The organism is Streptomyces manipurensis (assembly GCF_049570255.1).
GTDB classification, from domain to species: domain Bacteria; phylum Actinomycetota; class Actinomycetes; order Streptomycetales; family Streptomycetaceae; genus Streptomyces; species Streptomyces manipurensis.
In genome coordinates this window covers 3,742,421-3,753,702 of the sequence record NZ_CP186950.1, presented here as the reverse complement: position 1 = coordinate 3,753,702, position 11,282 = coordinate 3,742,421, and the positions used below count along the sequence as shown (strand labels likewise).

The 11,282-nt window shown below is 71.9% G+C and carries 10 protein-coding genes; 1 reads left to right on the top strand and 9 read right to left on the bottom strand.

Going from position 1 to position 11,282, the window contains the following annotated elements; translation table 11 throughout:
* Window positions 1-224 precede the first annotated feature (224 nt).
* On the top strand, window positions 225-1,673 hold the full coding sequence (locus ACPU2J_RS17295; RefSeq protein WP_420080221.1) for an NB-ARC domain-containing protein: 1,449 nt from the start codon (window positions 225-227) through the stop codon (window positions 1,671-1,673).
* On the opposite strand, the gene ACPU2J_RS17290 is transcribed toward ACPU2J_RS17295, so the two are convergent.
* From ACPU2J_RS17290 to ACPU2J_RS17250, 9 genes are read right to left on the bottom strand one after another with little or no spacing between them, the layout of a single operon-like run.
* Window positions 1,670-2,764 carry an MmcQ/YjbR family DNA-binding protein gene (locus ACPU2J_RS17290; RefSeq protein WP_423833559.1) on the bottom strand — a complete coding sequence of 365 codons (1,095 nt, stop codon included), beginning with the start codon at window positions 2,762-2,764 and terminating at the stop codon, window positions 1,670-1,672. The genes ACPU2J_RS17295 and ACPU2J_RS17290 overlap by 4 nt on opposite strands.
* Window positions 2,765-2,798: 34 nt before the next feature.
* Window positions 2,799-3,941, bottom strand: coding sequence for an NAD(P)/FAD-dependent oxidoreductase (locus ACPU2J_RS17285; RefSeq protein WP_423833558.1), 1,143 nt, complete (start codon window positions 3,939-3,941; stop codon window positions 2,799-2,801).
* A gap of 36 nt (window positions 3,942-3,977) precedes the next feature.
* On the bottom strand, window positions 3,978-5,234 hold the full coding sequence (locus tag ACPU2J_RS17280) for an ATP-grasp domain-containing protein (RefSeq protein WP_423833557.1): 1,257 nt from the start codon (window positions 5,232-5,234) through the stop codon (window positions 3,978-3,980).
* Between the two features lie 5 nt (window positions 5,235-5,239).
* On the bottom strand, window positions 5,240-5,743 hold the full coding sequence (locus ACPU2J_RS17275; RefSeq protein ID WP_399816110.1) for a YbaK/EbsC family protein: 504 nt from the start codon (window positions 5,741-5,743) through the stop codon (window positions 5,240-5,242).
* Entirely contained in the window at window positions 5,743-7,539 is a 1,797-nt protein-coding gene (locus ACPU2J_RS17270) for an ABC transporter substrate-binding protein (RefSeq protein ID WP_420080224.1), read from the bottom strand. Before ACPU2J_RS17270 ends, ACPU2J_RS17275 begins: the two co-directional genes overlap by 1 nt.
* The gene (locus ACPU2J_RS17265; protein ID WP_420080225.1) at window positions 7,536-7,871 is read right to left on the bottom strand and encodes a hypothetical protein; all 336 of its coding nucleotides are present in this window, start codon (window positions 7,869-7,871) and stop codon (window positions 7,536-7,538) included. Before ACPU2J_RS17265 ends, ACPU2J_RS17270 begins: the two co-directional genes overlap by 4 nt.
* Window positions 7,868-8,692: a dimethylargininase gene (gene ddaH / locus ACPU2J_RS17260; protein WP_420080226.1), complete on the bottom strand. Its 825-nt coding sequence runs from the start codon at window positions 8,690-8,692 to the stop codon at window positions 7,868-7,870. The genes ACPU2J_RS17265 and ddaH overlap by 4 nt, the downstream gene beginning before the upstream one ends.
* The gene (locus ACPU2J_RS17255) at window positions 8,685-9,938 is read right to left on the bottom strand and encodes an ATP-grasp domain-containing protein (RefSeq protein ID WP_361589780.1); all 1,254 of its coding nucleotides are present in this window, start codon (window positions 9,936-9,938) and stop codon (window positions 8,685-8,687) included. The genes ddaH and ACPU2J_RS17255 overlap by 8 nt, the downstream gene beginning before the upstream one ends.
* A 14-nt stretch (window positions 9,939-9,952) precedes the next feature.
* Window positions 9,953-11,281 carry an MFS transporter gene (locus ACPU2J_RS17250; RefSeq protein WP_420080227.1) on the bottom strand — a complete coding sequence of 443 codons (1,329 nt, stop codon included), beginning with the start codon at window positions 11,279-11,281 and terminating at the stop codon, window positions 9,953-9,955.
* Between the last annotated feature and the right edge of the window lies 1 nt (window position 11,282).

The following is an 11,282-nucleotide window of genomic DNA, read 5'->3' as shown; positions in this document are numbered from 1 at the left end:
CCTCCGACCCCTTCGTACGTCTCTCCCCGGACTCCGCATCCGCCCCCGGCATCGGACATCCACCCCCCATAAACAGACCCCTGGCCAGGCCATGTCAACCGGATCATAGGGGGTCATCCTCGCTGGCGGTAAGCATCCGGTAGCAGATCGGGAAGCACGACACGGACAGTTCATGGGCAGGCCTCACCGGGCCGCGGACAGAGCGAGTGCCTAAGGAGACGGGTGTGGGAAGACTGGAGCGACCGCTGGCCCCCGATGCCGGACCGGTCACCGCGTTCGCCCGGGAATTGCGCAGGCTGCGGACCGCAGCGGGCAGCCCCGGCTACCGCGACATGGCCACGCGGGCCATGTTCTCCGCGTCGGTGCTGTCCGACGCGGCCGCCGGATACCGGCTCCCCACCCTCCAGGTGGCCCTCGCCTTCGCCGAGGCCTGCGGCGGTGACCGCGCCACCTGGGAGCGCCGCTGGCACGAGGCGGCCCGCGCCGAACCCGAGGACGGCACCCCCCGACCTGCGGCCAAGGCCGTACAGCAGCACCAGGAGAACGAACTGCGCGCCGCCGACGTACGAGCCGTACTGCCCCCTCCCGCCCAGCTGCCGATGGAGCCCCGCGCCCTGGTGGGGCGGGCCGCGCTGCTCCGGCTGGCCAGGTCGCTGACCGCGCCGAACAGCGGTGACCAGCGGCCCGCCGCACCCCTGGTGATCAGTGGTCAGGTCGGCGCGGGCAAGTCCGCCCTGGCCCTGCGGCTGGCCCACGAGCTGGCGACGAGCCTGCCCGACGGACAGCTCTACGCGAACCTCGACCCGGCCGCGGACGGCCGCAAGGACGCCGCCGGAATCGCCGGCGGATTCCTGGAGGCCCTGGGCATCCCGGCCGACCGGATCCCGAACGACCCCGGTCAGAGAATTGGCTTGTACAGGTCTCTCCTGAACCGCCGCAGGCTCCTCGTGGTGCTCGACAACGTGCAGCACGAGCGCCAGGTGCGGGAGCTGCTGACGGCCGCGCCCGAGAGCCGCATCGTCATCACCAGCCGCTCCCGGCTGCTCGGCCTCGACGGGGTCTGCCGGCTGCGCGTACCGGCCCTGGACCGCGACGAGTCCATGGAACTGCTCGCCCAGCTGCTGGGCGGCGACCGGGTCGGCACCGAGCCGCGCGCCTGCCTGCTCCTCGCCGACGCCTGCGGGGACCTGCCGCTGGCCCTGAACCTGGCCGGGCGGCGGCTCGCGGCCCGCCCGGAGTGGATGCTCCAGGACGCGGTGGCCGACCTGATCGGCGCAGGACCGCGGGACCCGGGCCGCTTCCTGGGCCGGCTGCAGGTGGGGGACGACGCCCTCGCCGCCCGCCTGGACAGCGCCTACCGGCAGCTGACCCCGTGGGCCCGCCTGGTCCTGCGGCAGTTCGCCGGATCCGACGGCCCGCCGTCGGTGGACAACGTCGTGTACGAGTCCGCGGACGCGCTCGCCGTCCTGGTGGAGCGCTCCGCGCAGCCGGTCGAGGACCTTCTCGAACGCCTCCTGGACGCGGGTCTCCTCGACCACTCGGACGTGCCCGGGCAGTACGGGCTGACGCCGATGGCCCGGGCGTTCGCGCTGACCCAGCCGGACCCGACGGACGAGTCCACGGCCGGGGCGCAGCGGCCGGCCGCCCAGGTGCCCGCGCGGGCGGCGCGCTAGGAAGCGTCCTGCGGGGGAGCCTGCCCGGGCGGGATCCGGGCGCCGTAGGTGATCGTGACGTACAGGTACTCGTCGAGGATCTTGGCCAGGGACACCTCCGGCCTGCCCAGTTCGGCGCAGAGCGCCGCCTCGTGGAGGCCTCCGGCCTCGGCGAGCACGGCGCGCGCCCAGGCTCCCCCGGTCCGCAGGTGGCGGGCGAAGGCGGCGCCGTCGCGGGCGCCGTGGAGCCGGTCGGCGATGGCCGCGTCCCACGGCATGACCGAGGCGGGGCGCAGCGCGTACAGCGCCTTGGAGGCGGCGGTGGGGCCGAGGCTGCGCCGGCCGACCGGCACGGCCGCGAGCTCCGCGTAGGCCTTGGCGAGCCGGGACACCTCGCGGGGGCCGAGCGCGGCCAGCGGGGCGTCGGGCAGCGCGTGGTGGCGTTCCCACCAGGCCGCGAGTCCCGCTCCGAAGGCGTCGGGCTCGCCCTCGCGCGGGTAACGGATGCGGCATCCCCAGGAGTTGAGCCAGCGGTGCAGGGCGTCGCGGTGCGCGGGGACGGAGAGGTCGAGGGTGCCGGTCGCGGCGCGCAGCGCCAGCCAGCTGCGGTCCACTCCCGGGAAGCCGTTGAACACCTCCGCCGTGGCGTGCAGCCCGGCCAGTCCGGGTGCGGGCGGGAGCGGCGGCGGGCCGGCCGGGGTCCCCGCCCGGGTCCCTGACCGGTCGTCCGCCCGGGTGCGCGCCCGGATCGGCGCCGGGGACTGCGCCGCGGGCCCGTCGAGGTGCTCGCGGGCCACCCTCGCCGGCACCACCATCCGCCAGGCCTCGGTGACCAGTTCCGTCAGCTCGTCGAGGTCCAGGGCCGCGAGCCGGGCCTCCGCCCAGTGGAAGCGCAGGTCCGACTCCCGCGGCAGGAAGAACTTCTCCGGCTCCGCGGCCACCAGCGCCGCCCGCTCCTCCTTGGGGAAGGCGAAGCCCAGCTCGCTCTCGTCCCGGGAGAGCGCGAGATAGACGATCTTGCCGATGCGGAACTTCACCCGGTCCCGGACGAGGTGCTCCTCCGTCCGCGGCAGGGCCGTCGCCAGCCTCCGTACGTCGTCCACCGTGACCACTGCCCGCTCCTCCGCCCGCATGCCCGGCCCCCGCTCACAGGCCCGCGAGCTGCGGGGCACGGACGTCCAGCGGCCCGTCGAGCGCGCCGATGCCGATCGGCTCGGGGCTGCGGCCGCCCAGCCGGTCGGCGAGCGACCGCGCGATGAGCGGCGCGAACTTGAAGGATGTCCCACCGCAGGCCGCGTACGCGTATCCCGCACCGCCGAGGGCGACCACGAGCGGACCGCCGGTCGGGGCGAACGCCGAGTAGTAGGCGTCCTTGGCGTCGGTGACCCAGGCCGGGCCGAAGCCGGGCAGGACGTCCCCGAACTCCTTCTCCAGCTTGCGCTGCCAGTAGGGGTCGGTGGCGTGGTCGGTGATCCCGTCCACGACCCGGCAGGCCGTGGCCGAGGTGAGCTTGAGGGCCGTGCCCGCGACGGGCGGGATCAGCCAGGCGCCGCCGCTCGTGCCGAGCGCCGGGACGGCCGGGGTGGCCGCCCACGCGGCCGCCTGCTGCCGGGGCACCCTGCAGTACAGGAGGGACTGCCGGTACAGCGTGAGCCGGTCGGACATGCTCGCCGGGAGCAGGTCCCGGGACCAGGGGCCGACCGCCATGAGCACCGCGTCGCCGTGCAGGACCTGCCCGTCCACCAGCCGTACGGTGCCGCTCTCGGCGTCGACGGCGGTCACGGCCCGGTGCTCGATCAGCTCGGTGCCCCGCTGCCATTTCAGCCATCCGACGCAGGCGGCGAGGACCCGTTCGGCGAGCAGCACGCCCGCCTCGGTCTCCAGCACCGCGCCGAGGCCGCCGTCCACGCGCAGGTGCGGATAGCGGTCGGCGAGGCCGGCCGCGGTCAGCTCCGTGGCCCGGCCCCCGGCCGCGGTGAGCAGGGCCGTGCCCTCCGCGGCCGCCGCGGGCGGCAGGACGGTGAGGGAGCCGACCTGCTCGTAGAAGCGCGTCAGGAAGAGCTCTTCCAGCTCGATCCAGCGCCGGTGCGCCCGCAGCGCCGCCCGGGTGGTCCGCGGATCGGCGGGGTGCAGGGCCCGCAGGATCCGGTGCTGGTCGAAAGAGGTGGCCCGGCTGTGCGGGATGGGCCCCTGGTCGACGACCGTGACCCGGTGTCCGTCGAGCACGCACTCGACCGCCGTCAGCAGCGCGATCACGCCCGCGCCCACTACCGTTACTCTCGCCGACATCATCCGACCTCCTTTCCGTGTGCGGTCCCCGACGCGTCAGCTGTCGAGGACGATCGTGGTCAGCGCCTCGGCCTTGGCGAGGGACTCCTCGCAGGCCAGGAAGGACTCGCCGGCGCAGATCAGGTTGGCGTAGCGGCTGAGGTAGCCGTCCGGCGGCAGCAGCAGCGTGGTGCCGGCGGGCACCATCACGTTGGCCTCCAGCAGCCCCGGGACGTCCGTCGGGGCGGGCACGTCGACCGACCGCACCGTGCCGTTGCGCTCCGGGTAGAGGAAGCGGATGCCGACCGTGCGCGAGAGCGTGGGCTCCGGGCTGGGCAGGGTCCCCGCGGCGATCTCCGCGGCCAGTTCACCCGGTTCCACGCCGGTGGCGAGGCTGCCCAGGTAGGGGATGAGGTCGCCGCCCAGGCGGGCGTTCACCTCGATGATCACGGGGCCGCGGGCGGTCAGCTTCACCTCCGTGTGCGTGATGCCGTGGCCGATCCCCAGCTCCCGGTGGGCGGCCTTGAGGACGCGCAGCAGTTCCGGGTCGGCGAGGAGCGGGTCGGTGGCGCTGACCGTGTGCCCGGTCTCCTCGAAGTAGGGCGCGAGGCCCACCTCCTTGCGGGCCAGGAAGAGCGGGTTCCAGTCGCCGTCGAAGACGGTGCCGTCGATGCTGATCTCGGGGCCCATGACGCATTCCTCGACCAGCACGCCGCCCTCGTAGTCGCTGTTCCCGCCCCGGCTGGCGGCGTCCGCGACCTCGAAGGCCGCGCGCACCCCCTCGGGGCCGTCGACCTTGATGACGCCGATGCTGGCGCCCATGCCGCGGGGCTTGAGGACGACCGGGTAGCCGAAGGAGTCGGCGGTCGCGAGCGCCTCGTCGGCGCCGGTGACGTAGGCGAACTGCGGCTGGGGCAGGCCGGCGGCGGTCAGCAGCCGGCGGGTGTTGTGCTTGTTGCGGCAGTTGTCGGCGCCCCGGAAGGTCAGTCCGGGCAGGCCCAGCCGCTCGGCCATGAGGGCGGTGGTCACCACGAGCGTCTCGTCGTAGCTGAAGACGCCGACCACCCGGTGTGCGGCGGCGACCGCCTCGGCAGCCGCGATCAGCCCTTCGGTGTCGGGCACGAGGCGTTCGCGGTCGAGCAGTTCCACCGTGGTGGAGCCCCGTACGTGGTCGAGCTGCCAGGTCGGTTCGGCCGCGTCCAGGATCCAGATCGGGCGGCGGCGGGCGGCGCCGGCGAGCAGGTACTCGCGGTAGGCGCGCTGTCCGCTGCCGACCAGGATCACCACGCCGTCGTCGGTCGTGTCATCGGTCATGTTCGTCACCTCGCGGAGTTGGTCAGGACCCGGTCCCCGGCCGTCGCGATCGCGGCCAGCCGGGGCTGGGCGATGGCGAGGTAGTCGGAGGTGGACAGGGCCACGGAGCGGTCCAGGCGGGCCGCGTTGAAGTAGATCTCTTCGGTGAGGGCCAGGCCCTCGTCGAAGACGAGTTCCAGGTCCGGGTGGAAACTGAGCGGCATCACGGTGCCGCAGACGCTGCCGGCCAGCCGTTCGGCGATCTCGGGGGTGGCGAAGGCGGTACGGCCCCCGCCGAACAGTGCGGCGACCGCCGCCAGGTCGACCTGGCGGTCTCCGGGCACCACCGCGAGCACGTACTTGCCGACCCGCTTGGTGATGCTGACGCGGACGATGATGCACTTGGCGGCCTGGTCCAGCGGGTGGCCGCGCAGGATGCTGGCGAGGTCCGTGCGGCCCTCCGCCGGGTGGTCGATCAGGCGGTATCGGGCCTGGTGCAGATCGAGCAGGTCGAGCAGCGTCCGGTACATCAGTGAGCCTCCGCCTCTTCCGCGGCCGTGCCGACGTAGTGCCAGTCCTCGGGGTTGATCAGTCCGAAGGGGTTGATCGGGGCGACGCCCCGGAGGTCCTTGGCGACCTCCAGCAGACGGAAGGGGAAGTTGGGCATCCAGATCACCGGGACCTGCTGCGCGATGTAGTCCTGGTAGGCGTACAGGTCCTCCAGGTCGTCGCTGACCACGGTCCGGGCGATCAGCTCGTCCGCCTTCGGGTCGCTGTAGCTGCCGAAGTTGACGGAGGAGCCGCTGGAGTAGAGGGCCTCACCGGTGGGGTAGAAGCCCGGGCCGTAGCCCCAGCCGCCGTTCCAGTCGCTGAACTGCCACAGGCAGGGGCTGTCGGGGCCGGGGGTGCAGGTGGTGTCCTCCAGGACCAGGACGCTGGCCTCCACCTCGGTCAGCTCGATCTCGATGCCGGCCCGGGCGGCGTCGGCGGCGAACTTCCGCATGACCTCGGTCAGCGTCTCGTGTCCCGCGGCGTAGCGCATCGAGAACCGCAGCGGGGTCCCTGCCGGGATGCCCTCGCCCGCCTCACCGGGGCCGGTGCCCTCGCGGACGCAGACGCCCGGCGTGGAGGAGATGTCCCAGCCGTTGTCGGTCAGGTAGGTGCGGGCCGCCTCGACGTCGAAGGGGTACGGGTCCTCGTGCGCGGCGGGGGAGAGCAGCGGGCTGTCGGGCAGGGCCGGGATGGGCCCGGTGGTCGGATAGCCGTAGCCCTTGTAGACGTCGCGGATGGCGCCCCGGGAGTCGAGGCAGGACTGCAGTGCCTGGCGGAAGTAGAGCTGCTTGAAGATCTTTCCGGCAACGGTGGGGTTGTTGAAGTTGATCGGGAAGTAGTGGATTTTGTAAGTGAGCTGGGGCACGAGGTCGTAGTGCTCGCCGAGCGGGTTCGGCCCGCCGGCCATGAGGTCCTCGGCCGGTTCGGTGACCTCGTCGAAGGGCAGGAAGCCGACCTGCACCCCGTCGACGGCCTCGGGGCCGCGCCGCAGCATCTCGTACTGCTCGGTGTCCGAGCCGGTGGGTATCAGCCGGAACTCGTCCAGGTAGGGCTTGTTGGGGCCGGAGTAGCTCTCGTTGGGGGTCAGGACGGCTTCGCCCGAGACCCCGTCGATGGTGTAACTGGTCAGCTTCCAGGGGCCGTTGACAACACTCCAGACGGGGCTGGTGTCCCAGCTCTTGCGTTCGTCGTTGCAGGCCCGCAGGTAGGCGTAGACCGCCGAGGCCTGGGACGGGTCGTGGGTGGCGTCGGCCGGCCGGTCGTCGCCGGTGCGGTCCCAGGCCTTCGGCAGCGGGGTGATGGTGCTGAACTGGTTCATCAGCACCCAGTTGTGGGAGTAGGCGCGGTCGAAGGTGAAGCTCACCTTGTCCTCGGCGACCTTCTCGTAGCCGGTCAGGTTGTCCGGGAAGAAGCCCGGCGTGTAACCGCCGAAGCTGTCCTTCTCCGCCTCCAGCAGGTGCATCCACAGCATCACGTTGTCGGCGTTGACGGTCTCGCCGTTCGACCACCGGTAGGGCTTGACGGTGATCGTCGCCGTGAGCCCGTCCTCGCTCCACACCGGCGGCTCGGCGAGGCTGCGCTCGTAGTCGACCGTCGGCTGGCCGCCGGAGCCGTACCAGTAGAGCGGGCGGTACATCAGGGTCTGGAACTCGTGCAGGTTGGCCACCCCGTAGTACTCGCCGGGGGTGAAGGGGAAGATGAAGACCGGGCTGAACCCGCTGGTGCAGGCCCAGGTCACGCTCCCCCCGCGGAGCGGGGTCGTGGGCGGGGTCATGTCCGTACCTCCTCCAATGCGGATACACCGCTGTCCGAGTGGTCTCCGTAGCGCTCCCAGCGCTCGTTGAGCCGGATCCGTCCGTCGTCGAGGAACTCGGGGGTGCTCCAGCACCTCCCGGCGATCACCTCGCCGCTGGCGAGGACCATCGTGTAGGCGAACTCGAGGTTCCCGTCGGGCTCGACGCGGCCGTTGAGCGAGCCGCGGCGGACGGGGCCCCCGTCGAAGTCGGCCCAGAGCAGGTCGCCTTCCTGGCGGTAGTGGCCGACGGGGGCGTCCTCGCCCTTGGGGTAACCGGTGTTGCGGAAACTCTTGCCGTCGTAGTCGATCACGTGTCTCGTATCTCCTGACTGCAGCATTTGACCGCGCCGCCGGCCTTCAGCAGCTCCGACATGTCCACGCCGTGCGGCTCGAATCCGCGCGCCCGCAGCGCTTCGATCAGGTCGGTCGCGGTCTCCGTCAGGACCACGTTCAGTCCGTCGCTCACCGCGTTCAGGCCGAAGGCCTCGGCGTCCTCCCGGGTGGCGAGGATCGCGTCCGGGTACAGCTCCCGCAGCACGGCCCGGCTCTCGTCGGAGAAGGCAGCGGGGTAGTACATCACCAGGTCGTCGTCGAGGACGCACAGTGCGGTGTCCAGGTGGTAGAAGCGGGGGTCGGTCAGGGTCAGGCCGACCACCGGCAGCCCGAAGAACGCGCGAAGCTCCTCGAACGCGCCGGGGTCGCTGCGGAATCCCGCGCCGGCGAGGATCCGCCGGCCCGCGGGGGCGAAGTCGCCCTCGCCCTCGTTGACGTACTCCGGGACCCTGATGTCGGTGTAGCCGTGCTCCTCGAACCAGGCCCGGTAGGCGTCGGCCTCGGCCGCCCGCTCCCGGTGGCGGAACTTCGCGATCAGGACCTTCCCGTCGACCACGGTGGCGCCGTTGGCCGAGAAGACCATGTCCGGCAGGCCCGGCACCGGGTCGATGTACGAGACCTCGTGGCCGAGGCCGACGAACAGGTCCCGGACCCGCTCCCACTGGGCCAGCGCCAGATCGGCGTCCATCGGCTTGTCCGGGTCCATCCACGGGTTGATCGCGTAGCTCACCTCGAAGTGGGTGGGCCGGCACATCAGGTAGTGGCGCCTGGTGGCGGTGCGCCGGACGGTCTCAGGCATGCTCCGGCCTCATCTCGGTGCGGATGCGGCCGGCGGCGACGTGCGCGGTGGTCAGCGCCTCGGTCAGGGAGGTGCCGGTGGCCCCGATGAAGCCGAGGATGTTGTTGCCGGCGGGCGGGCGCTTGATGACGCTGCCCGGAGTGGCGGTGATCTTGAGGAAGAACAGCGCCGGGTCCTCGGAGACCTCGGTGGGCACCTCGATCGACTCGACCGTGCCGGCCCCGCTGATCAGGCACATCGCCGCGGTGTGCACCTCGGTCGGGGAGTAGTGCGAGACGTCGGGCCGCAGGCCGCGGGCCACGTCCGAGACGCACTGGATGGGGTCGTGGCCGGCGCTGATGCGCGCCATGTGGTCGAGCCCGCCGCCGCCGGGGCGGATCGCGATCTCCAGGATGAACGGCCTGCCCTGGTGGAAGCGGACCTCGGCGTGCAGCACGGACCGGCGCAGTCCCTGCGCGTGGGCCGCGTCCCGGACCACCTCGTGGACGGCGGCGATCTGCTCGGCGGTCAGGGAGCTCGGCGCGTGGTGGACGTCGTCGTCGAAGGTGCCGCTCTCGACGGTGATCCGGTCCACGACGGACCCGAGGTACACCTCCTCGTCCCAGGCCAGCGCCTCGATCAGGTGCTCGTGCCCGTCCAGGTAGCCCTCGACGATGATCCCGTTCGGGCCGAGGTCGAGGCCGTCGGCCTCCATCAGGGCCCAGGTCATGGTCTCGATGCCCGAGGTGGCGTCCGCGAAGCGGGCGCGCATCTCCTGCGGGTCGTCCACCTTGAAGACGAAGTTGCTGGCGGCGCCGAGGGTCGGCTTGAGGATCAGGGGGTAGCCGAGCTCCTCGCCGGCGGCCAGGGCCGCCTCGACGTCGGGGGCGTGGCGGAAGCCGGGGTGGGCCGCGCCGCCCCGCTCGTGCGCCTGGCGCATGAGCAGCTTGTTGCGGCTGGTGCGGGCGGCCTCGAAGCCGATGCTCGGCAGCCCGAGCGCCTCGGCGACGACGGCCACGGTGACGACCCCGGACTCCGAGAAGGTCAGGACCCCCTCGAACTCCTCCTCCGCGTGCCACTGCTTGGCGGCGGTGACGATGTCCTCGATGTGCTTGGAGCCGGCGATCCGGTAGCGGTCCGCGGCCCAGAAGTCCTCGGTGCCGATGCCGTTGAGGACGAAGACCTCGGCGCCGCGCTCCTCGATCTGCTGGTAGCGGGAGATGTAGTAGGTGGCGTTCTGGCTGGCCTCGATGGCGAGCAGCTTCATGTCGGCTTCTCCCCTCAGACCTTGGCCGGGACGGACTCGCGGGCCTCGGTACCGGCCGCGGCGGGCTCGGTGACCTCGGTGGCGGACGCGGCCGGGGCGACGGAGACGGACTGCTCGGCGGCCTCGGCGGCCTCGGCGGCGGCGACCTCACGGTCGTGCTTGCGCAGCGACAGGATGGTGAGGGAGGCGATGACGACGACCAGGGCGGAGAGGGCGTAGAAGCCGTTCTTGACGTTGGTGGAGTCGACCAGGAGCGAGATCAGGACGACGGCGGCGGTGCCGGCCGCGAGGCCGAAGGCGTTGGTGGCACCGAAGACGAAGCCGGTCTTCTCCTCGGGGGCGGCGCTCATGAGGGCGGTACGGGCCGAGATGCGCGCCACGCAGAAGGCGATGGCGGCGAAGGGGATGACGGCCATCATCGCGTAGAGGTGGATCGACTCCAGGGAGAGCAGCACCGCGAAGGCGAGGTAGCCGATCAGGGCCGTCTTCAGCACGGTCGCCTTGGAGCTGATCTTCTTGAAGGCCCAGGCCGCGAAGAGCGCACCGATGCCGAACAGGGCGTCGACGATGCCGAGGTAGCCGGCGTTGGACTTGAAGCCGTCGATGACCAGGACCAGCATGATGCTGTTGCCGACGATGATCACGATGTTGCCGATGATGTAGAGCAGCGCCAGACGGGCCAGCGGCGGACGGGTGCCCGTCGCGGCGACCGCGGCGGCGGCCTTGGCGGCGGCCTCCGGGGCGCTGGTGCCCGTACCGGCCGGGCGGCGGCCCATGAGGAACAGCAGGACGGCGGAGACCAGGAACGTGATCGCGTTGAAGTAGAAGAGCGACGTGGTGCCGACCCAGACGATCACCCAGCCGCCGAGGGCCGCGGAGGCGAGCGTTCCTGCCTGGATCGCGATCTCGGCGTTGCCGTTGAACTGGGCGAGCCGGGACTCCGGGATGCGCTCCTTGATCAGGGCGTTGCTGGCCGGGAAGAAGAGGGCCGCGGAGATCGACAGGATGAAGCTGGCGACGTAGCTGACGGTGGACGGGTCGCCGCCGAGAGCCAGCCAGACCGGCAGGCCGATCGCGGCGGCCGCGCTGGCCAGGTCGGAGATCATCGCCAGGGTGCGGCGGTCGAAACGGTCGGCGAGCTTGCCGAAGAAGAGGGACAGCGCCACCTGCGGGATGGTGACGGCGATCATCAGCCAGCTCACCGCGAGCATGGTGTTGGCCTCGGTGAACACCAGGTACGAGGCGGCGGTCAGCTGGATGCCGTTGCCGAGATTGGTGATGAAGGTGGCGGGGATGAGCAGACGCTCGGCCCGATTGGGGCGGGGCGCGGCAATGGTGGACACG

Bases quoted from the DNA above. Each gene is read 5' to 3' on its own strand.
- ACPU2J_RS17285 (WP_423833558.1), bottom strand. From the start codon at position 3,941: ATGTCGGCGAGAGTAACGGTAGTGGGCGCGGGCGTGATCGCGCTGCTG.
- ACPU2J_RS17280 (WP_423833557.1), bottom strand. From the start codon at position 5,234: ATGACCGATGACACGACCGACGACGGCGTGGTGATCCTGGTCGGCAGC.
- ACPU2J_RS17275 (WP_399816110.1), bottom strand. From the start codon at position 5,743: ATGTACCGGACGCTGCTCGACCTGCTCGATCTGCACCAGGCCCGATAC.
- ACPU2J_RS17270 (WP_420080224.1), bottom strand. From the start codon at position 7,539: ATGACCCCGCCCACGACCCCGCTCCGCGGGGGGAGCGTGACCTGGGCC.
- ddaH (WP_420080226.1), bottom strand. From the start codon at position 8,692: ATGCCTGAGACCGTCCGGCGCACCGCCACCAGGCGCCACTACCTGATG.
- ACPU2J_RS17255 (WP_361589780.1), bottom strand. From the start codon at position 9,938: ATGAAGCTGCTCGCCATCGAGGCCAGCCAGAACGCCACCTACTACATC.